Annotated in this window: 22 protein-coding genes; 17 read left to right on the top strand and 5 right to left on the bottom strand. The window is 68.6% G+C overall.

What is annotated here, in order from left to right; translation table 11 throughout:
- Window positions 1–125 precede the first annotated feature (125 nt).
- From rplM to glmM, 3 genes are read left to right on the top strand one after another with little or no spacing between them, the layout of a single operon-like run.
- Window positions 126–572 (top strand): 50S ribosomal protein L13, encoded by a 447-nt coding sequence (gene rplM / locus BLQ39_RS05440; RefSeq protein ID WP_092322337.1) that lies wholly within the window; start codon window positions 126–128, stop codon window positions 570–572.
- A gap of 48 nt (window positions 573–620) precedes the next feature.
- Window positions 621–1,106, top strand: a complete 486-nt coding sequence (gene rpsI, locus BLQ39_RS05435; protein ID WP_092322334.1) for a 30S ribosomal protein S9 — start codon at window positions 621–623, stop codon at window positions 1,104–1,106.
- 19 nt (window positions 1,107–1,125) lie between these two features.
- Window positions 1,126–2,487: a phosphoglucosamine mutase gene (gene glmM / locus BLQ39_RS05430; protein ID WP_092322332.1), complete on the top strand. Its 1,362-nt coding sequence runs from the start codon at window positions 1,126–1,128 to the stop codon at window positions 2,485–2,487.
- An 89-nt stretch (window positions 2,488–2,576) separates the two neighbouring features.
- Here glmM and coaA read toward each other — a convergent pair whose 3' ends face one another.
- Window positions 2,577–3,533 (bottom strand): type I pantothenate kinase, encoded by a 957-nt coding sequence (coaA, locus tag BLQ39_RS05425; protein WP_092322330.1) that lies wholly within the window; start codon window positions 3,531–3,533, stop codon window positions 2,577–2,579.
- Between the two features lie 33 nt (window positions 3,534–3,566).
- Between coaA and glmS the strand changes: the two genes are divergently transcribed.
- From glmS to BLQ39_RS05375, 10 genes are all read left to right on the top strand, one after another.
- Complete coding sequence (gene glmS, locus BLQ39_RS05420) at window positions 3,567–5,417, top strand: glutamine--fructose-6-phosphate transaminase (isomerizing) (protein WP_092322328.1); 1,851 nt, start codon at window positions 3,567–3,569, stop codon at window positions 5,415–5,417.
- Window positions 5,418–5,441: 24 nt separating this feature from the next.
- Complete coding sequence (locus BLQ39_RS05415; RefSeq protein WP_092322326.1) at window positions 5,442–5,795, top strand: holo-ACP synthase; 354 nt, start codon at window positions 5,442–5,444, stop codon at window positions 5,793–5,795.
- Window positions 5,792–6,910 carry an alanine racemase gene (gene alr / locus BLQ39_RS05410; protein WP_092322324.1) on the top strand — a complete coding sequence of 373 codons (1,119 nt, stop codon included), beginning with the start codon at window positions 5,792–5,794 and terminating at the stop codon, window positions 6,908–6,910. Before BLQ39_RS05415 ends, alr begins: the two co-directional genes overlap by 4 nt.
- 10 nt (window positions 6,911–6,920) lie before the next feature.
- A complete protein-coding gene (gene tsaE / locus BLQ39_RS05405; RefSeq protein WP_092322322.1) occupies window positions 6,921–7,475 on the top strand; it encodes a tRNA (adenosine(37)-N6)-threonylcarbamoyltransferase complex ATPase subunit type 1 TsaE in 555 nt (184 codons plus the stop codon).
- Between the two features lie 9 nt (window positions 7,476–7,484).
- Window positions 7,485–8,120 (top strand): tRNA (adenosine(37)-N6)-threonylcarbamoyltransferase complex dimerization subunit type 1 TsaB, encoded by a 636-nt coding sequence (tsaB, locus tag BLQ39_RS05400; RefSeq protein ID WP_092322321.1) that lies wholly within the window; start codon window positions 7,485–7,487, stop codon window positions 8,118–8,120.
- Window positions 8,117–8,602, top strand: coding sequence for a ribosomal protein S18-alanine N-acetyltransferase (rimI, locus tag BLQ39_RS05395; RefSeq protein ID WP_092322319.1), 486 nt, complete (start codon window positions 8,117–8,119; stop codon window positions 8,600–8,602). The genes tsaB and rimI overlap by 4 nt, the downstream gene beginning before the upstream one ends.
- The gene (gene tsaD / locus BLQ39_RS05390; protein WP_092322318.1) at window positions 8,599–9,666 is read left to right on the top strand and encodes a tRNA (adenosine(37)-N6)-threonylcarbamoyltransferase complex transferase subunit TsaD; all 1,068 of its coding nucleotides are present in this window, start codon (window positions 8,599–8,601) and stop codon (window positions 9,664–9,666) included. Before rimI ends, tsaD begins: the two co-directional genes overlap by 4 nt.
- Window positions 9,667–9,764: 98 nt before the next feature.
- Entirely contained in the window at window positions 9,765–10,214 is a 450-nt protein-coding gene (locus BLQ39_RS05385; protein WP_092322316.1) for a DUF4190 domain-containing protein, read from the top strand.
- 50 nt (window positions 10,215–10,264) lie between these two features.
- A complete protein-coding gene (locus BLQ39_RS15775; protein ID WP_167738523.1) occupies window positions 10,265–10,822 on the top strand; it encodes a DUF4190 domain-containing protein in 558 nt (185 codons plus the stop codon).
- A gap of 67 nt (window positions 10,823–10,889) precedes the next feature.
- Window positions 10,890–11,300: a hypothetical protein gene (locus BLQ39_RS05375; RefSeq protein WP_092322313.1), complete on the top strand. Its 411-nt coding sequence runs from the start codon at window positions 10,890–10,892 to the stop codon at window positions 11,298–11,300.
- Between the two features lie 39 nt (window positions 11,301–11,339).
- On the opposite strand, the gene BLQ39_RS05370 is transcribed toward BLQ39_RS05375, so the two are convergent.
- On the bottom strand, window positions 11,340–12,530 hold the full coding sequence (locus tag BLQ39_RS05370) for a class I SAM-dependent methyltransferase (RefSeq protein WP_092322312.1): 1,191 nt from the start codon (window positions 12,528–12,530) through the stop codon (window positions 11,340–11,342).
- A 131-nt stretch (window positions 12,531–12,661) separates the two neighbouring features.
- On the opposite strand from BLQ39_RS05370, the gene groES reads away from it, so the two are divergent.
- The 4 genes from groES to BLQ39_RS05350 all read left to right on the top strand — a co-directional run bounded on the left by groES (window position 12,662) and on the right by BLQ39_RS05350 (window position 16,237).
- The gene (gene groES, locus BLQ39_RS05365) at window positions 12,662–12,958 is read left to right on the top strand and encodes a co-chaperone GroES (RefSeq protein WP_066597535.1); all 297 of its coding nucleotides are present in this window, start codon (window positions 12,662–12,664) and stop codon (window positions 12,956–12,958) included.
- Window positions 12,959–13,031: 73 nt separating this feature from the next.
- Window positions 13,032–14,000, top strand: a complete 969-nt coding sequence (gene rarD, locus BLQ39_RS05360) for an EamA family transporter RarD (RefSeq protein WP_092322310.1) — start codon at window positions 13,032–13,034, stop codon at window positions 13,998–14,000.
- 48 nt (window positions 14,001–14,048) lie between these two features.
- Window positions 14,049–14,780: an ABC transporter substrate-binding protein gene (locus BLQ39_RS05355; RefSeq protein ID WP_092322309.1), complete on the top strand. Its 732-nt coding sequence runs from the start codon at window positions 14,049–14,051 to the stop codon at window positions 14,778–14,780.
- Window positions 14,781–14,941: 161 nt separating this feature from the next.
- The gene (locus BLQ39_RS05350; RefSeq protein WP_241982899.1) at window positions 14,942–16,237 is read left to right on the top strand and encodes an ABC transporter substrate-binding protein; all 1,296 of its coding nucleotides are present in this window, start codon (window positions 14,942–14,944) and stop codon (window positions 16,235–16,237) included.
- Window positions 16,238–16,740: 503 nt separating this feature from the next.
- Here the strand turns inward: BLQ39_RS05350 and BLQ39_RS05345 are convergent.
- The 3 genes from BLQ39_RS05345 to BLQ39_RS05335 are packed head-to-tail and all read right to left on the bottom strand — an operon-like array spanning window position 16,741 to window position 19,379.
- On the bottom strand, window positions 16,741–17,511 hold the full coding sequence (locus BLQ39_RS05345) for an ABC transporter ATP-binding protein (protein WP_092322306.1): 771 nt from the start codon (window positions 17,509–17,511) through the stop codon (window positions 16,741–16,743).
- On the bottom strand, window positions 17,498–18,409 hold the full coding sequence (locus BLQ39_RS05340; protein WP_092322304.1) for an ABC transporter ATP-binding protein: 912 nt from the start codon (window positions 18,407–18,409) through the stop codon (window positions 17,498–17,500). The genes BLQ39_RS05345 and BLQ39_RS05340 overlap by 14 nt, the downstream gene beginning before the upstream one ends.
- Window positions 18,399–19,379, bottom strand: coding sequence for a branched-chain amino acid ABC transporter permease (locus tag BLQ39_RS05335; protein WP_092322467.1), 981 nt, complete (start codon window positions 19,377–19,379; stop codon window positions 18,399–18,401). Before BLQ39_RS05335 ends, BLQ39_RS05340 begins: the two co-directional genes overlap by 11 nt.
- Window positions 19,380–19,381 lie beyond the last annotated feature (2 nt).

Here is a 19,381-nt window from a genome sequence, read left to right as displayed (position 1 = left end):
TGGTGTCTGTGCGTTGCAGCCAGGCACACGAACGTGAGCCCTCCATCGATCGTGTTCTTCTTCTAGAACACACCCGGAGCGGGATTCACGAACACCTCCGTTCGAAAAAAGAAAGCAGCACACTAGTGACGCGCACTTACACACCCAAGGCAAGCGAAGTCCAGCACGACTGGGTCGTCATCGACGCCACAGACATCGTTCTCGGTCGTCTTGCCAGCCACGCCGCCGTTCTCCTCCGCGGCAAGCACAAGGCCACGTTCTCTCCCCACATGGACATGGGAGATTTCGTCATCATCGTCAACGCCGAGAAGATTGCCCTCACCGGCAAGAAGCTCGAACTGAAGATCGCCTACCGCCACTCCGGTTACCCGGGCGGCCTGACGGCAACCAACTACTCCGAGATGCTCGAGAAGCACCCCACGCGTGCAGTTGAGAAGGCGATTCGCGGCATGCTGCCGAAGAACTCGCTCGGCCGCGCCCAGCTGGCCAAGCTCAAGGTCTACGCAGGCCCGGAGCACCCGCACGCTGCGCAGCAGCCCAAGCCGTACACCCTCGGCCAGGTCGCGCAGTAGCGCCGGCCTCCAGACTTCTCGACTCTAAGAAAAAGGATTCACACCATCGTGGCGAAAATCGCAGACCAGATTGACGCGGCTCCGGAGAGTTACTCGACCGAGTCTCCCGCTGAAGTTGCTACCAAGGCGCCCCGCGCCATCCTCACCGTCCCCGGCGCAGCCGTTGGCCGGCGCAAGCAGGCCATCGCCCGCGTGCGCATCGTTCCCGGAGCCGGCACCATCACGGTGAACGGCCGCGAGCTGAACGACTACTTCCCGAACAAGCTGCACCAGCAGCTGATCAACGACCCGTTCAAGGTCCTCGATCTCCTGGGCAGCTACGACGTCATCGCCCGCATCACCGGCGGCGGCCCCTCCGGCCAGGCCGGCGCACTTCGCCTCGGCATCGCGCGCTCGCTCAACCAGATCGACGAAGAGAACAACCGCGCCATCCTCAAGAAGGCCGGCTTCCTCAACCGTGACGCTCGCGTCAAGGAGCGCAAGAAGGCCGGACTCAAGAAGGCCCGTAAGGCTCCGCAGTTCTCGAAGCGTTAATCCGTTAGCCGACGGCACTATGCCTCGACTTTTTGGCACGGACGGTGTCCGGGGCCTGGCCAACCGTGATCTCACGGCTGGCCTGGCCCTGGGCCTCGCCCAGGCGAGCGCCACCGTCCTGACTCAGGGCCGTCGCGCCGAGGAACGGCGGGCAGAAGGCCGCCGTCCGGTGGCCGTGCTCGCGCGCGACCCGCGCGTCTCCGGGGAGTTCATCTCCGCCGCGGTCGCCGCAGGCCTGGCCAGTTCCGGCGTGGACGTGCTCGACGCCGGGGTCATCCCGACGCCCGCCGCCGCATTCCTCATCGCCGACATCGGCGCAGACTTCGGCGTGATGATTTCCGCCTCGCACAACCCCGCCCCCGACAACGGCATCAAGCTGTTCGCCTTCGGCGGCACCAAACTTCCCGACGACGTCGAGGACCGCATCGAGGCCCACCTCTCGATGGATGTGCTCATGCCCATCGGCGGCGACGTCGGTCGCATCCGCCGTTTCGCCGACGCGGAGGACCGCTACGTCGTGCACCTCCTCGGCACCCTGCCCAATCGCCTCGACGGCATCCACGTCGTGCTCGACTGCGCCCACGGCGCCGCGGCCGGCGTCTCGCCCCAGGTCTTCACGGATGCCGGCGCCACGCTCACCGTGATCGGCGCCGACCCGGACGGCATCAACATCAACGACGGCGTCGGCTCGACGCACCTCGACAACCTCGCCAGGGCGGTGCTGGAACACGGCGCCGACATCGGGATCGCCCACGACGGCGACGCCGACCGTTGCCTGGCCGTGGACCGCGAGGGCAAGATCATCGACGGCGACCAGATCATGGCGATCCTCGCCGTGTCGATGGCCGAACGCGGCGTGCTCAAGGACCGCACCCTGGTGGCGACCGTGATGAGCAACCTCGGCCTGCGGAAGGCCATGGCGGCCAACGACATCACGGTCATCCAGACCAAGGTGGGCGACCGCTACGTGCTCGAGGCGCTCAACGCCGACGGGCTCTCCCTCGGCGGCGAACAGTCCGGCCACGTGATCATGACCGAATTCGCCACGACCGGCGACGGCATCCTGACCGGGCTGCACCTCGTCGCGGAAATGGCGCGCACCGGCAAGACGATCGCCGAACTCGCCTCCGTCATGACGGTGTACCCGCAGATCCTCGTGAACGTGCGCGGCGTCGACCACCGTGCCCTGCACTCCGACGACGTCATCGCCGCCGCGATTGTCGCTGCCGAAACCGAGCTGGGCGACTCGGGCCGTGTGCTCCTTCGCCCCTCGGGTACGGAGCCGATGGTGCGCGTGATGGTGGAGGCGGCCGACCAGGCGACAGCCGACCGGCTCGCGCACAGCCTCGCCGACATCGTCCTCAAGCGCCTGGCAAACTAGCCCTCCACACACCCCCGCGAAACCGCAGTTGTGCGCGTTATTCGACGGGTTTGACGCGCACAACTGCGGTTTCGCGGGGATAGGGGCGGCTAGACCTTGCGGAGGAGCACCTTCGAGACGGCGTGGTTCGGGTCCTTGCGCAGCACGAGAGTCGCCCTCGAGCGGGTGGGGCGGATGTTGTGCAGCAGGTTGGGCTCGTTGATGCTGCCCCAGATCTGCCGGGCCCGCGCCCGAGCCTCGTCCTCGCTCAGCTCCGCATAGCGGTGGAAGAACGACTTCGGGTTGGCGAATGCGCCGCGCTGCAGCTTGAGGAAGCGTTCCTCGTACCAGCGGGCGATGTCCTGGGTGCGGGCATCCACGTACACCGTGAAGTCGAACAGGTCGCTGACCGCCAGGCCCTGCCCCGGGCCGGGCGCCGCCAGCACGTTCAGGCCCTCGACGATGAGGATGTCGGGCTGGCGCACGACGATCTGGGCGTCGGGCACGATGTCATAGCGAAGGTGCGAGTAGAACGGGGCCCTGACCTCTTCGGCGCCGCTCTTGACCGCGGCGACGAACCGGAGCAGGGCGCGCCGGTCGTACGATTCGGGGAATCCCTTGCGTTCCATCAGGCCGCGGCGGGTGAGCTCGGCGTTCGGGAACAGGAAGCCGTCGGTCGTGACGAGTTCCACCCGGGGGGTGTCTTCCCAGCGGGCAAGCAGCTCCCGCAGCAGGCGCGCAATGGTGGACTTGCCGACGGCCACGGATCCGGCGACCCCGATCACGAACGGGGTGGGCTGGGCCCGCTCGCCGAGGAAGTCGCTCGTGGCCCGGTGCAGCTGCCGGGCGCCGGCGGCGTAGAGGTTGAGCAGCCGGCTCAGCGGCAGGTAGACCTCGGAGACCTCGTTCAGGTCGAGTGGCTCGCCGAGCCCGCGCAGCTGAACGATCTCCGTCTCCCGGAGCGGAAGCCGGGTGGAGTGAGCCAGAGCGGCCCAATCGGCCCGGTCGAGCTCGACAAATGGGGTGCCGTGACCGCTGTTTGCATTGCTCACAACCGGCTCGGACATTCCACCCAGTTTAGTCCGACTAAAATCGGGTGCATGTGCGGAATCGTGGGATATGTCGGAGACAGCAAAAGTGTGGAAGTTCTCATGGGGGGGCTGCGCCGACTCGAATACCGGGGCTACGACTCCGCCGGGATCGCCGTCATCGATGACCACGGAAAGCTCAACACGGCCAAGCGTGCCGGCAAGCTCGCCATGCTCACCGCCGAGCTCGAGGCGCACCCGATCAACAACGGGCGTACCGGCATCGGGCACACCCGCTGGGCCACGCACGGCGGCCCCACGGACCAGAACGCGCACCCGCACCTCGGGGACAACGGCCGGCTCGCCCTCATCCACAACGGCATCATCGAGAATTTCGGGCCGCTCCGGGACGAACTCCTCGCCGAGGGCTTCGCCTTCACCAGCGAAACCGACTCCGAGGTCGCGGCCCTCCTGCTCGGCCGCGAGTACCAGCGCGTCGGCGACCTGAGCGAGGCCTTCCGCACCGTCGTCGCCCGCCTCGAAGGAGCGTTCACCCTCCTCGCGGTGCACCAGGACCAGCCCGGCGTCGTCGTCGGCGCCCGCCGCAACTCACCGCTGGTGATCGGCCTCGGCGACGGCGAGAACTTCCTCGGCTCCGACGTCGCAGCCTTCGTCGAGTACACGCACCGCGCCCTCGCCATCGGCCAGGACCAGATCGTCACGATCACGCCCGACCTCGTCACCATCACCGACTTCGACGGCAATGCCGTCGAGTGCGAGGAGTTCGAGGTTGCCTGGGATGCCTCCGCGTCCGAGAAGGGCGGCTGGTCCAGCTTCATGGCCAAGGAGGTCTCCGAGCAGCCCGATGCCATTGCGAACACCCTGCGCGGACGCATCACCGACGGCCACGTCGTTGTGCCCGAGCTGACCGAATTCGGCGACGACGTGCTGGCGGGCATCCGTCGCATCGTCATCATCGCCTGCGGAACGGCCGCCTACGCCGGCCAGACCGCGAAGTACGCCATCGAGAAATGGGCCGGCGTGCCGGTCGACGTCGAACTCAGCCACGAATTCCGCTACCGCGACCCGGTGATCACCGACGACACCCTCGTCGTGTCGATCAGCCAGTCCGGCGAAACCATGGACACGCTGATGGCCGTCAAGTATGCCAGGGAGGCCGGCGCGAAGACCATCTCGATCTGCAACACTCAGGGCGCAACGATTCCCCGCGAGTCGGATGCGGTCATCTACACGCACGCCGGCCCCGAGGTCGCCGTCGCGTCGACGAAGGCGTTCGTCTCCCAGATCGCCGCGCTCTACCTCTTCGCCCTGCACCTCGCCCGGGTCCGCGGCAGCCTCACCGAAGCCGAGCTCGCGGTGCAGACGGCCGAACTCCAGGCGATCCCCGACAAGGTCGCCACCACCCTGCTCGAGGCTGACTCGATCCGCCAGCTCGCCCAGTGGATGACCGACACCCGCGCGGTGCTGTTCCTCGGCCGCCACGTCGGCTTCCCCATCGCCATGGAGGGCGCGCTCAAGCTCAAGGAGCTCGCCTACATCCACGCCGAAGGCTTCGCCGCCGGAGAGCTCAAGCACGGCCCGATCGCCCTGATCGAGCCGGGCCAGCCCGTGTTCGTGATCGTGCCGAGCCCGCGCGGCTCCGCACACCTGCACCCCAAGGTCGTCTCCAACATCCAGGAGATCCGGGCGCGCGGCGCGCGCATCATCGCGATCGCCGAAATCGGGGATGCCGCCGTGCTGCCGTTCGCGGACACCGTGATCCACATTCCCCTCGCCGCGCCGCTGTTCGAGCCGTTCCTCGCCGTGGTTCCGCTGCAGATCTTCGCGATGGAACTGTCCATCGCCAAGGGGCTCGACGTCGACCAGCCGCGCAACCTCGCGAAATCCGTCACGGTCGAGTAGCCGACGCATGAACACGGGGTGCGCATGATCAGAGGAATCGGCGTCGACATCGTCGACCTCGCTCGCTTCGAGCGCCAGGTCGAGCGCACCCCCGGGCTCGTCCCGCGCCTCTTCACCGAAAGCGAGCGCGGACTGCCGATCCACTCCCTGGCCGCGAGGTTCGCCTCGAAGGAGGCCTTCGTCAAGGCCCTTGGCGACAGCCAGGCGATCACCTGGCAGGAGCTGGAGGTCGTCACCGACGGCCACGGCAACCCCGGGTTCGTGCTGCACGGCAGTGCCCTCGCCGCGCTCGCGGACCGGGGCATCAGCGGCGTGCACCTCACGATGACCCATGACGCCGGAGTCGCCTGCGCGTTCGTGGTGATGGAGGGACCATGACCGGCTACCGTGAGGCCGTCGTCGACCTCGACGCCATTTCGGCCAATGTCGCGCACCTGCGCGCGCTGACCGGAACCGCGCACACGATGGCGGTGGTCAAGGCGAACGCGTACGGGCACGGCGCCGTTCCCGTTGCCCGGGCCGCTCTGGCGGGCGGCGCGGACTGGCTCGGCGTCGCCGACATCGCGGAGGCCCTCGAACTGCGGGAGGCCGGCATCGGGGCGCCGGTCCTGGCCTGGCTGCACGACCCGGATACGGACTGGTCAGCGGCCATCGCCGCCGACGTCGATCTCGGCCTCTCGTCGGCCGTGCAGTTGCAGCAGGTGGCGGATGCCTCGGCAACGCTCGATTGCACCGCATCCGTGCAGATCAAACTCGAGACCGGGCTCAGCCGCAACGGCGTGCAGGAATCGGAGTGGGCCCCCGTGCTCGCCCTCGCCGCCGAACTCGAACGATCCGGCCGGGTGCGCGTGCGCGGCATCTTCAGCCACCTCTCCAACGCGTCACCGGCCGAAGACACGGAGGCGATCGCGCGCTTCGACCGCGGTCTCGCCCTCGCGGCCGCCGTCGGCCTCACGCCCGAACTCACCCACCTCGCCGCGTCGGCCGCGGCCCTGCGCCTGCCCGCCGCCCGCTATTCGATGGTGCGCCTGGGCATCAGCATCTACGGACTCTCGCCCTTCGACGACGCGTCTTCGGCGGACCTCGGCCTCGTGCCGGCGATGACGCTCCGGGGGAGGGTGGCCGCCGTGCGCCACGTTCCCGCGGGCACCGGCGTCTCCTACGACTACACCTGGCGCGCGCCGGTGGATTCCTCCCTCGCGCTGGTGCCGCTGGGCTATGCCGACGGCGTGCCTCGACAGGCGTCCGGGCGCGCCCAGGTGAGCATCGGCGGCGTTCTCCACCCCGTCGTGGGCCGCATCGCCATGGATCAGTTCGTCGTCAGCGTGGGGCTGGAGCCGGTGGCCGTCGGCGACGAGGTGGTGCTCTTCGGCGACCCGGCGAGCGGGGTTCCGTCCGCCGACGACTGGGCGCACGCGGCCGGCACGATCAACTACGACATCGTCACCCGGATCGGCCGGCGCGTTCCGCGCAGCTACCGGGCGGCGGAGTAGGCGAGCGGCCATGCCATCCCACCCCACCCCGGCACCGGCGACCTGGTCGATTCCCGACGCCGAAGCCATGCACGAATTCGGCCGCGCCCTCGCCGGCCGGCTGCGCGCCGGTGACCTGGTCGTGCTGACCGGACCGCTCGGCGCAGGCAAGACCACGCTCACCCGCGGGCTCGGCGAAGGGCTGGGCGTGCGGGGCGCGGTCACCAGTCCCACGTTCGTGCTCGCCCGCACCCACCCGAGCACGGCCTGGGGGCCCCCTCTGGTGCACGTGGACGCCTACCGCCTCGCCAGCGCCGTCGAGCTCGACGACCTCGACATCGACTTCGCCCGCTCCATCGTCGTGGTCGAATGGGGCCGCGGCATGCTGGACGGCATCACCGACTCGTGGCTGGACATCGAGATCGAGCGCCCCCTCGGCGCCTCCCGGGCCGCACCCTCCCCGGCCGAGGCACCGATCGACAGCGACCTCGACCTCGACGAACCCCGCACCGTCACCATCACCGCCGTCGGCCCCCGCTGGGCCGGCGACGTCGCGTGGGCGCGCGAGGCAGGGCCCACCGCTTAGGCTGAAAGCGTGCTTCTCGCCATTGACACCTCCGCCGGCACGAGCGTCGCCGTCGTCGACCTCCGCGGCGACGTGCTCGCCGAACGGAGCACCGACGACACGATGCGGCACGCCGAAGTCGTGGGCCTGCTGATCGAGGACTGCCTCCGCGAGGCCGGGCTGGATGCCCGCGCGCTCACCGGCGTGGTCGGAGGCATGGGCCCCGGACCGTTCACCGGCCTCCGCGTGGGGATCGCCGCGGCCCGCGTCTTCGCGCTCGGCGCCCGCAGGCCGTTCCTCCCGGTGATCAGCCACGACGCCATCGCCTGGGGCCGGTACCAGGCCGGCCACACCGGCGGCCTCCTCGTCGTCACGGATGCCCGTCGCCGCGAGGTCTACTGGTCCGCGTACAGCGGCACGGACGCCGCCGGGCTGCCCGAGCGCAGCGACGGCCCGGGCGTGGCCAAACCGGACGTGCTGCTGGGGGAACAGTGGGCGCATGCCGGGCTGCCCCGGTTCGACGCCGCCGCGGTATCGGCCGGCGAGCTCGGCCGGGTCGCGGCGCTGCGCCTTGTCGAGGGGCATCCGTTCGCCGCCGACGAAGCGCTCTACCTGCGTTCGCCCGACGTCACCATCTCGGCCGGCCCGAAGCGGGTGAGCCGATGACCTGGCAGTTGCGGCACGCCACGCCCGCCGACGTCGACGCGATCATGGCCCTTGAGACGAGCACGTTCGAGAATGATGCCTGGTCGCCGGAGGCGATGGCCCGGGATGTCGCCGACCCCAACTGCTACTACCTCGTCGCGTTCCCCCCGGACGAGCCCGGGCGGATCGAGGCCTACGCCGGGCTGCTCGCCCCGCGTGGAGCGCCGGAGGGCGACATCCAGACCATCGCCGTCGCTCCAGTGGCCCGCGGCCGCGGACTCGGCCGCACGCTCATGCAGGCCCTGATCGGCGAGGCGCGGAAGCGCGGCGCGCGCGACGTCTTCCTCGAGGTGCGCGCCGACAACCCCTCGGCGCAGCGCCTGTACGAACGGCTCGGCTTCGCCGAGGTCGGCGTGCGCCGCGGCTACTACCAACCCGACAACGTTGACGCAATCGTCATGCGACTGGTCATCCCCGCGCCGACGATGGAGGCCACCGGATGAATCGCCTGAACCCGCTCGTGCTCGGCATCGAGACCTCCTGCGACGAGACCGGGATCGGAATCGTTCGCGGCACCACCCTGCTCTCCAACACGATCGCGTCCTCGATGGAGGAACACGCCCGCTACGGCGGCGTGGTTCCCGAGGTCGCCGCCCGGGCGCACCTGGAGGAGCTGGTCCCGGCCATCTCCGCGGCCGTGGCGGAGGCCGGCATCCGGCTTACGGACCTCGACGCCATCGCCGTGACCAGCGGGCCGGGGCTGGCCGGGGCGCTCATGGTCGGGGTCGGCGCAGCGAAGGCGCTGGCCGTTGCCCTCGGCAAGCCGATCTACGCCGTGAACCACCTCGTCGGCCACGTCGGAGTCGACCTGCTGCGGAACGGCGCCGACGACGCCGACGAGCCGCTCGAATACCCCACGATCGCCCTCCTCGTCTCCGGCGGCCACACCTCGCTGCTGCTGGTGCGCGACCTGGTCTCCGACGTGGAATTGCTCGGGGAGACCATCGACGACGCGGCCGGTGAGGCCTTCGACAAGGTGGCGCGGATCCTCGGCCTGCCCTACCCCGGCGGACCCGAAATCGACCGCGCGGCGCTTGAAGGCGACCCGAAGGCGATCCGCTTCCCGCGCGGGCTGAGCCGACCCAAGGACATGGCCCTGCACCGTTACGATTTTTCCTTCTCCGGCCTCAAAACCTCGGTCGCGCGCTGGGTCGAACAGCGCCAGGACGCCGGCGAGATCGTGCCGATCGCGGATGTCGCGGCCAGTTTCCGCGAGGCCGTCGTCGACATCCTCCTCACCAAGGCCGTTGCCGCCTGTGTCGACCTCGAGGTGCCCCGTCTGCTCCTGGGCGGCGGTGTGATCGCGAACGCGCGGCTCAGGGAGCTCGCCGAGGAGCGCACGGATGCGGCCGGGATCGCCCTGCGCATCCCGCCGCTGTCCCTGTGCACCGACAACGGGGCCATGATCGCGGCGCTCGGGGCGCAGCTGATCGTGGCCGGGCACGAACCCTCCTCGCTGGGATTCGGCGCGGACTCGACGTTGCCGGTGTCGGACATCCAGGTCTGAAACCGGCGCCCCACCCGGGGATTCGCGGTATTCTGGCACCGCCGCCTCGATCTGCTCGTGACCGGCCTGCTCTCGTCCGGATCACAGAAGGAGTCCTCATGACCGATCCCACCATGCCGCCCGTTGGGCCGCCGTCCGAGAACCAGCCGCCGCCCCCGCCCGGCTACGGACCGCCCGCGGTACCGCCCGCGGCGCCGGCCTACCAGCCGCAGCAGCCCGCCGGCCAGCCGCAGCAGTACGGCCAGCAGCCCTACGGCCAGCAGCAGTACGGCCAGCAGCCCTACGGCCAGCCGTACCCGGGCCAGGAGAAGTACAATGTGCTGTCGATCATCGCGATGGTGACCGGCATCCTGGGCATCTCGCTCGTGGCCATCATCACCGGGCACATCGGGCTCAGCCAGATCGGCCGGACCCAGGAGAAGGGCCGCGGTTTTGCGATCGCCGGCCTCATCCTCGGCTACCTCGGCCTCCTGGCGGGCATCGCGGCGGTGATCTTCTTCTTCGTCGTCATGGCCGCGTACGAAACGTCGTCGTCGATGACCGGTTAGACCGCCGCAGCGGGTCCGCGGCAACCCCGTCTTCAGTGGAAGGATTCACCATGACCGATCCCAACAACCCCGACCGCCCGCAGGTCCCGCAGGTGCCGGACGTCCCGCAGGTTCCGGATGTGCCCCAGGTTCCCCAGGTTCCCGAGGTTCCCCAGCAGCCGCAGGCCTCGCCCGCAGCTCCGCCTGCCGATCCGCCGACGGCTCCGCCGGTGCCGCCGGCCGCCCAGACGCCGCCGCCGGCCTACGGCGCGCCCACGCCGCCTCCTCCGGGGTACGGCATGCCGGCCGTCGGCCCGTACGCCGGTGCCCCGGCACAGAAGCCGCCGATCCTGAGCGTCCTGTCACTCGTCGCCGGCGTCATCGGCATCGTCGGATCGCCCATCGCGTTCATTCCCTTCGTGGGTGGAGTCCTGGGCCTGTTCTTCCCTGCGGGAGCCATTGTTCTTGGCTTCCTGGGCAAGTCCAGGGAACCCCGGGCCAGGGGCCTCTGGCTGACCGGCATCATCACCGGCATCGTCGGAGTCGCCGTGGCCCTGCTCAGCCTGGTGCTCTGGGGAATCTTCTTCGCGGGCTACCAGCCGGGCACGCTGCCCGCACCTCAGTACTGATCGCACAATCACCGACGGTGGGCGCCGTCGCCTCGGCGGCGCGCACCTGGCTTTCTAAGGAACCGACATGACCGGGCAGGACCGCGACCTCAGGTCGCCGGAGGACTTCCGCCTCGATCTGACCCGCCCGCCGGTGCAGGTCGAGGGCGAGCTCGCCTGGGAGTCCACGATGACGGCACCCACCGAATGGGTGCCCCGCGTGTACACCGAGGACGAGATCCACACGGTGGTCAACCGGCGCGGTTTCTCGATCGCGTCGTTCGTGTGCGGGCTCCTGGGGCTGCTGCTCGGCATCTTCGGCATCTGGGGTGCCACCTTCGCCCTCGCCGCCGTCATTCTGGCCCTGGTGGGTCGGAGCCTGGAGTGCCGGGCGAAGACCTGGTGGGTTTCCGGACTCGTGGCCGGAGTGGCCGGGCTGGCCATCGCGGTCGGCTGGATCGTCTACATCACCCAGGTGCTGCTTCCGGCGCTGGCCTGAGGGACGCCGGGCCGGGACCGCCGGACGGGCGAAGTCCCGCTAACGAACGCGTTCCACCAGCAGGGCGACCCGGTGCCCGCCGGCGCGGGTCATCACGAGGGTTCCCGACTCGGGGCCCTTCAGGCGCAGGCGCGCGCGCAGGGTCGCGGGGTCGACATCCACCCCGCGCTTCTTGATCTCCAGCGTCCCGATGCGACGCTCCTGCAGGGCCAGGCGCAGCTTCTTCTCGTCGACCGGCAGTGATTCCAGCACGCGGAAGGCCGAGGCGAACGGGGTCGGCTGCAGGGCAGCGGAGGTCAGGTAGGCGATTCCCTCGCTCAGCATGTGCGCATCGAGGGAGCGGGCGAGGTCGCCGATCAGGCGAGCGCGGATGACCGCACCATCGGGCTCGTACAGGTAGTTGCCGAGTGGGCCGACCCCGACGTCTTCACTGTCGGCGGGGGCGGTCAGCTCCGCGACACCGTCGGGGCCGAGCAGCAGGGCCGAGCGGCGGATCCCGTCCCGGGCCAGGACGCCGAACCACAGGCCCATTTCGACCAGCTTGCCGTCGACGGAGACCCATTGCGCCTCGGCGGCGGCCGGGATGAGGTCGCGGTCGTGGCCGGGACCCAGCTTGACGCCGATGGGCAGGCGCTCGGCCAGGCCGAAGACCCAGTCGAGCGAGGGGGAGTAGTCCTCCGGCCTGGTCAGCCGCGAGGTGTTCGTGTGTCCGGCCGTGCGCCGGGCCGGGTCGAGCCAGGCCGCGTCGAAGTCGTCGAGGTCGATGCTCTCCGCCTCGGCGTTGAGCACGGTCGCGCTCGGGAACGGGGCCAGGTTGTAGCTGGCGACCGCGGCGGTGACCTCGTCGGCGTCGACGGCCGTCACCGTGAGCTCCATCGCCGCCATCGCCATCGCATCCCCGCCGATCCCGCAGCCGAGGTCGACGACCCGGTGGGTGCCGGCGGCGACGAACCGGCCGGCGTGCAGCGCGGCGACCCGGAACCGGGTGGCCTGTTCCAGCCCGGCCTCGGTGAAGAGCATCCGCCCGGCGAACTCGCCGAACTTGGCTTCGGCCCTGGCGCGGAGCCGGGACTGGCTCAGCACCGCGGCGACCAGGCCCGGCGGGTGGCCGGCCTTGCGCAGGTCGCTCACCATCCGCACGACATCGACCGTCGATTCATACGGCGGCAACGAGTCCAACAGGCGCAAACCCTCGGGCGACAACAGCTCGACGAGCTCAGAGCGATCCATCCCGCAAACCTACCAAGCCCGCCCGTGTCTGGCACTCACGTTGCGTGAGTGCCAGATGCGCCCTAAACTCGTTTTTAGCACTCTCGCTGTGAGTCTGCTAACCCAAAACTTCGTTAAGAAAGAGGTCAACCGTGTCGGTCTCCATCAAGCCGCTCGAGGATCGCATCGTCATCAAGCAGGTCGACGCAGAGCAGACCACCGCGTCAGGTCTGGTCATTCCTGACACCGCCAAGGAAAAGCCCCAGGAGGGTGAAGTTGTCGCAGTCGGCCCCGGCCGCATTGACGACAACGGCAACCGCATCCCGCTCGACGTCGCCGTCGGCGACAAGGTGATCTACTCCAAGTACGGCGGAACCGAGGTCAAGTTCGGCGGCGAGGACCTCCTCGTCCTGTCCGCCCGCGACGTGCTCGCGGTCGTCGTTCGCTAGTCACCCCCCGCGTTATCGTTGAATCCCGGATGGCATCGCCATCCGGGATTCTTCACGTTCGGAGGGATACGCGATGGATAACGAGCCGACACGGACCGCTGCGCCGAAAGGTGGGCGCACCGGGCGCGCGCCGCGCAGCGACCAGAGCACCGGCCTGATTTTCGCGGTCCTCGCCTACTCTCTCTGGGGGCTTCTTCCCCTCTACTTCATCCTGCTCGTGCCGACGTCGGCGTTCGAGGTCGTTGCCTGGCGGGTGCTGTTCTCGCTCGTCTTCTGCGCGCTCATCATCACCGTCACCCGGCAATGGCGCTCGCTCGTCGGCCTGCTGCGGAGGCCCCGCGTCGTCTGGACGATGGGACTCGCCGGCCTGCTCATCTTCATCAACTGGCAGACGTATGTCTTCGCCGCGCTCAGCGGCCACGTGGTCGAGGCGGCGCTGGGGTACTTCATCAACCCGATCGTGACGGTCGTCCTCGGCGTGCTCGTGCTGCAGGAGCGGCTCAGGCGCCTCCAATGGGTGGCCGTCGGCGTCAGCCTGCTCGCCGTGGTCGTGCTCACCATCGGGTACGGCCGGCTGCCCTGGATCTCGCTCGTGCTGGCGTTCTCCTTCGGCTTTTACGGCCTGATCAAGAAGCGCGTCGGCGGCGACGTCGATGCCGTCGCGGGGCTCACCCTGGAGACGGCCTGGCTCGCTCCGATCGCGGTCATCCAGCTGGTGGTGGTCGGCATGATGTCCGGCCTCACCTTCGGCACGGTCTCGCCGTGGCACACGTTCGGCCTCGTCGCATCCGGGGTCGTCACCGCCGTGCCCCTGCTCTTCTTCGCCGCGGCCGCCCGACGCCTGCCGCTGAGCTACCTGGGGCTGATCCAGAACTTCGCGCCGCTCCTGCAGTTCCTCGTCGGCGTGGTCATCCTGCGCGAACCGATGCCCACCGAGCGCTGGGCCGGCTTCGGGCTGGTCTGGCTCGCGCTGCTCATCCTGACCGTCGACATGATCGCCACGGGCCGCGCACCGCGCCGGGCATCCCTCGAGCCTGCCTGAGTGGACGGTACGCTCGAAGGCGTACCCCGCTGTGAAAGGACACACCAGATGACGTACCGCGCCTTCCCCGTCGTCATCGCCGGGGCCCTAGCCCTGGTCGTCGGCCTGACCGGATGCACCGCCCCCGAGGCCCCGAAGACCCCGAAGCCGACTCCGTCCGCGACGGCACTGCCGGTGCCCGCCCCGTCGGGTGACGGCATCCTGCGCCTGGGAACCATGTTCCCGATTACCGGCGATGCCGCGGCAACGGGAAAGGCCCAGGTCGCCGGGACGGAGGTCGCCCTGCGGGAGATCACCGAGCAGGGCGGGGTTCTGGGCAAGCCGCTTGAGCTGGTCCACCGCAACTCGGCGGGCGACCTCGATGTCGCCCTGACCAACCTCATCGCCCGCAAGGTCGACGTGGTGCTCTGGGATCCCGCCGTGAAGGTGCCCGAGGCGGCGGTGGCGGCCCTCGAGGCGGCGGACATCCCGATCCTTCCGCTCGGCGACTTCATGCACGATGGAAAGCCCATCGCCCCGGGCAACCCGTTCGCGAAGCGGCTTCGCTCGGCCGACCCGGGGCTGACCGGCTTTGTTGGCGGGGCGGAGGCCTTTGACGGCGTCGTCACGGCCGCGCTCGCCGCGACCGTCGCCGGCGACGACGGGGGACCGTCCGTCGCCTCGAGGCTCGATTTCGTCGCATCCGGGCCGACGGCCTGCACGTCCTGGGGCGAATGCCTCGCTGCACTCGCGGACAAGCAGGAGATTCGCTTTGTCGGCGCGACGGGGGAGCGTTCGTAACGATTTGATGCGTATTGATCGTTTTTCGTAACGATTTGGGACGGTTTGCTCAACTTGGAGCCGATTTCCTTGTTTACCCGCAGGTGCTATGCCTACTGTGACAGAACGGCAGCCACTCGGCTGCCGTGATGTATGACTTTTCCTACTACCAAGGAGCAAAATTGAGCGTACTCGCGAAGGCTTCGGCCTCCCGCTCAGTCCGGGCCGTCGTCACTGGTATCGCCATGGTCGGCGTCAGTGCACTTCTGCTCACCGGCTGCAGCGGCACCGCCGCAGAACCCGCCGGTGACAAGGCCCCCGCTGCGAGCGGTGACGCCAAGACGGTCAAGGCCGGCGACCGCGATCTCACCCTGAAGATCGGCACGATTCTTCCCCAGAGTGGCGCCCTGGCCTTCCTCGGCCCGCCCGAAGAAGCCGGCGTGCAGCTGGCCGTGAACGACATCAACGACGCGAACCTCGGGATGAAGGTCGAAGCCGTCTTCCGTGACTCGGGCGACACCACGACCGACACCGCGACCGTTTCCGTGACCGACCTGCTCTCGCAGGATGTCTCGGCCATCGTCGGTGCGGCATCCTCGGGTGTGTCCAAGACCGTGATCGACCAGATCGTCGCCGCTGGCGTCGTTCAGTTCTCCCCGGCCAACACCTCGCCGGACTTCACCGAGTACGCCGACAAGAACCTCTACTGGCGCACGGCTCCCTCCGACCTGCTGCAGGGCGAGGTTCTGGGCAACCAGATCGCCGAAGACGGCAACAGCACCCTCGGCATGATCGTGCTGAACGACGCCTACGGGACCGGCCTGGCCGCATCCCTCAAGGAGACGTTCGAAAGCGCCGGCGGCGAGGTCGTCGCGGAGGAGCTCTTCAACGAGGGTGACTCCAACTTCGCGGCGCAGATCTCCGCAGTGACCGCGGCCAACCCGGATGCGATCGCCCTGATCACGTTCGACCAGGCCAAGATCATCATCCCGGCGCTCGTCGGAACCGGCTACCCGGGCGACAAGCTCTACCTGGTTGACGGAAACCTCGCCGACTACAGCAAGGACTTCGCCCCCGGTCTCATCGCAGGCTCGAAGGGCACCCTGCCCGGCCTCGACGTCGGAACCCTCGGCGACTTCACCGAGCGCCTGCTCGAGGTCGACCCGACGCTGAAGGACTTCAGCTACGCGGCTGAGTCCTACGACTCCGTCATGCTCATCGCCCTGGCCGCTTACGCAGCCAACGATGTCTCGGGCGCCAAGATCGCTGACTTCCTCCGCCAGGTTTCCGGTGGCGAGGGTGAAGGCGAGAAGGTCTCCGACTTCAAGGCAGCCGCCAAGGCTCTCGCAGACGGCAAGCAGGTCAACTACGACGGCTTCTCCGGCCCGGTCACGTTCGACGAGAACGGCGACCCGACCGAGGCGACCATCGGTGTCTACGAGTACAAGGCTGACAACACATACAAGCGCATCAACTAGTCACTGACCTGCCGGTCACTGATCTATCGGTCACTGGCTGAGCAGTACTGACGCAAAAGGGCCCCGACTCCGGTCGGGGCCCTTTTGCGTTGCTCGCACGCGACGCGGGGCGTCGCGAAAGGCGGCAGCCGTCCCCTCGGCAGCCTGCGCGCCCTCGCGCCCTTTGCCCGCCCTTCGCCCCGTGCGCCCTTCGCCCCGTGCGCCCCCGCCCGTGCGCCCCCGCCCGTGCGCCCCCGCACGTGTCGCCGACTTTGACCGTTCCGGTCGAGTTGCCCTGGCGTGCCGGGCAACTCGACCGGACGTGTCAATCTCGGCGAAGATTGCGCCGAGACTCGCCGTTTCTGCCCAGTGTCGCCGGTGCAGCGGCGACTCTCGGCACAATCGGCGACTCTCGCGGCGGGCGGCCGCGGCGGGCGGTGACGCGCGCGGGGCGACACGCGGAAGCGGCGCCCGGGGAACCCGGACGCCGCTTCAGAGCGGCCGCAGGCGGCCGCGGGGTGGTGCTACTCGTCCTGGCCGAGGGTTCCGAGGTAGAGGCCGATCACCTTGGGGTCGTTCAGCAGTTCGCGTCCGGTGCCGGTGTAGGCATCGCGGCCCTGGTCGAGCACGTAGCCGCGGTCGCAGATCTGCAGGCAGCGGCGGGCGTTCTGCTCGACCATGATCGTGGTCACGCCGGCCTTGTTGATCTCCTTCACGCGCAGGAACGCCTCATCCTGGCGCACCGGCGACAGCCCCGCGGACGGCTCGTCCAGGAGCATCACGTGCGGGCCCATCATCAGTGCGCGCGACATCGCGACCATCTGCCGCTCGCCGCCGGAGAGCGAGCCGGCCCGCTGCGACAGGCGCTTCTTCAGCTCCGGGAAGATCTCCGTCACGAACTCAAGCCGTTCCGCGAGCCCCTTGGGCTTCTGGAACATGCCCATCTCGAGGTTCTCCAGGATGGAGAGCGTCGGGAACACGTTGTTCGTCTGCGGAACGAAGCCGACGCCCTTGGAGACGAGTTTGTTCGCCTTGAGGTTGGTGATGTTCTCACCGCGCAGCATGACCTCGCCCTCACGTACCTTGACCTGGCCGAAGATGGACTTCAGCAGCGTCGACTTGCCGGCACCGTTCGGGCCGATGATGCCGATAAGTTCGCCCTCGTAGGCGGTGAGCGAGCACGAGTTCAGGATGTTCACACCGGGCACGTACCCGGCCGTCACGTTCCTGACCTCGACGACCGCGGCCCTGGTCTCGGTCTGCGCCGGTGCGGACATCGGGCTAGAGTTTGTCATCGAGCAGCTCCTTAATGGCTTCCACGTGCTCCGTGTCAGCGCCGAGGTCTTCATCGTGGTGCTGGCCGAGATACGCGTCGATCACGGCCTGGTTCTTCATGACCTCGTGCGGGTCGCCTTCTGCGACGACGCGGCCTTCGGCCATGACCACGACCCAGTCGGCGATGTGGCGCACCATCTGCATGTCGTGCTCGACGAAGAGCACGGTCATGCCCTCCGCCTTGAGGTTGAGGATGTGGTCGAGCAGCGACTGGGTCAGCGCCGGGTTCACGCCGGCCATGGGCTCATCGAGCATGACCAGGGTCGGGTCGCTCATCAGGGCCCGCGCCATCTCGAGGAGCTTGCGCTGCCCGCCGGAGAGGCTGGCCGCGTAGTCGTCCTTCTTCTCGTCGAGCTTGAACCGGGCAAGGAGATCGAGGGCCTTGGCCTCGTTCTCCTCCTCCTGCTTGCGCCAGAGGAACGGCAGCAGGGCCCGGAACAGGTTCTCCCCGATCTGGCCCTTGGCGCCGAGTTTCATGTTGTCCATGACGGTGAGCAGGCTGAGCGCCTTCGTCAGCTGGAAGGTGCGGATCTGGCCCATCCGGGCGACCCGGTAGGCCGGCATGCCGGCCAGCGACTTTCCCTCGAAGGTCCAGGATCCGGTGTCCGGCTTGTCGAAGCCGGTGAGCAGGTTGAACAGGGTGGTCTTGCCGGCCCCGTTCGGCCCGATCAGGGCGGTGATGGCGCCGCGGGGGATCTCGAGGTGGTCGACATCCACCGCCTTGAGGCCGCCGAAGGTGCGGCTGACGCCCTCGGCGACGAGGATCGGGTCGCGCTTCTTGCAGCCGGGTTCGGCGGCCCCGATGTGGAGGTCGGTCGACTTGACGGGCTTGCCGTTGGGGACGGTGTTAGTGGACAAAGGCCAACTCCTTCTTATTTCCGAAGATGCCCTGGGGTCTGAAGATGACGATGAGCATGATCGCGACGCCGACGAGGATGAAGCGCAACTGCCCGGCCTGGACGTTCGTCATGAACGGCAGCCAGCCCGCCTCGACCGCGCGGGCGATGAACCCGGAGAAGAAGGAGAGCAGCACCCAGAAGATCATCGAGCCGATGATCGGGCCCAGGATCGTCGCCGCCCCGCCGAGCAGCAGGATCGCGTAGATGAAGAAGGTCAGCGACGTCTGGTAGTTCGACGGCACGACCGCACGGGGCAGAGCGAAGATCATTCCGGCCATGGTTCCGAAGACACCACCGAGAATGAGCGACTGCATCTTGTAGGCGTAGACGTTCTTGCCGAGCGCACGCACGGCATCCTCGTCTTCACGGATGCCCTTGATCACGCGTCCCCACGGGCTCCGCATGACCTGCCAGATGAACAGGGCGACAAGCACCACGACCGACCAGGCCACGATGCGCAGCCACCAGTCGTAGGCGTTGTTCTCGAACGGCCCGAAGCCGTACGTGCCTTCGGGGATCGGGTTCAGGGCCGCGAAGCCGAGCTTGTAGCCGCTCAGCCCGTTGGCCGAGCCAGTGACCGAGGCGAAGCTGTTCGTCGTGAACAGCAGCCTCACGATCTCGGCCGCCGCGATCGTGACGATGGCCAGGTAGTCCGCCCGCAGTCGCAGCGTCGGGATACCGAGGATCAGGGCGAAGACGACGGATGCGCCGATCCCGACCAGCACGGCGCCCCAGACGGGGAAGCCGAAGGTCAGGATCGAGATCGCGTAGCCGTACGCGCCGAGGGCCATGAACCCGGCCTGCCCGAAGTTCAGGAGGCCGGTGTAGCCGAAGTGGACCGCAAGGCCCAGCGCGGCGAGGGCGTATGCAGCGGTGGTCGGGCTGATCAGCTCGACGGCTGCGTTGCTAAAGATTGCTCCCCAGTCGATCA

This window comes from Cryobacterium psychrotolerans (genome assembly GCF_900101115.1).
Taxonomy (GTDB): Bacteria; Actinomycetota; Actinomycetes; order Actinomycetales; family Microbacteriaceae; genus Cryobacterium; species Cryobacterium psychrotolerans.
This window is presented reverse-complemented; position numbering and strand designations above follow the sequence as displayed.

Bases quoted from the DNA above. Each gene is read 5' to 3' on its own strand.
- glmM (WP_092322332.1), top strand. From the start codon at position 1,126: ATGCCTCGACTTTTTGGCACGGACGGTGTCCGGGGCCTGGCCAACCGT.
- coaA (WP_092322330.1), bottom strand. From the start codon at position 3,533: ATGTCCGAGCCGGTTGTGAGCAATGCAAACAGCGGTCACGGCACCCCA.
- glmS (WP_092322328.1), top strand. From the start codon at position 3,567: ATGTGCGGAATCGTGGGATATGTCGGAGACAGCAAAAGTGTGGAAGTT.
- BLQ39_RS05415 (WP_092322326.1), top strand. From the start codon at position 5,442: ATGATCAGAGGAATCGGCGTCGACATCGTCGACCTCGCTCGCTTCGAG.
- alr (WP_092322324.1), top strand. From the start codon at position 5,792: ATGACCGGCTACCGTGAGGCCGTCGTCGACCTCGACGCCATTTCGGCC.
- tsaE (WP_092322322.1), top strand. From the start codon at position 6,921: ATGCCATCCCACCCCACCCCGGCACCGGCGACCTGGTCGATTCCCGAC.
- rimI (WP_092322319.1), top strand. From the start codon at position 8,117: ATGACCTGGCAGTTGCGGCACGCCACGCCCGCCGACGTCGACGCGATC.
- tsaD (WP_092322318.1), top strand. From the start codon at position 8,599: ATGAATCGCCTGAACCCGCTCGTGCTCGGCATCGAGACCTCCTGCGAC.
- BLQ39_RS05385 (WP_092322316.1), top strand. From the start codon at position 9,765: ATGACCGATCCCACCATGCCGCCCGTTGGGCCGCCGTCCGAGAACCAG.
- BLQ39_RS15775 (WP_167738523.1), top strand. From the start codon at position 10,265: ATGACCGATCCCAACAACCCCGACCGCCCGCAGGTCCCGCAGGTGCCG.
- BLQ39_RS05375 (WP_092322313.1), top strand. From the start codon at position 10,890: ATGACCGGGCAGGACCGCGACCTCAGGTCGCCGGAGGACTTCCGCCTC.
- BLQ39_RS05370 (WP_092322312.1), bottom strand. From the start codon at position 12,530: ATGGATCGCTCTGAGCTCGTCGAGCTGTTGTCGCCCGAGGGTTTGCGC.
- rarD (WP_092322310.1), top strand. From the start codon at position 13,032: ATGGATAACGAGCCGACACGGACCGCTGCGCCGAAAGGTGGGCGCACC.
- BLQ39_RS05355 (WP_092322309.1), top strand. From the start codon at position 14,049: ATGACGTACCGCGCCTTCCCCGTCGTCATCGCCGGGGCCCTAGCCCTG.
- BLQ39_RS05345 (WP_092322306.1), bottom strand. From the start codon at position 17,511: ATGACAAACTCTAGCCCGATGTCCGCACCGGCGCAGACCGAGACCAGG.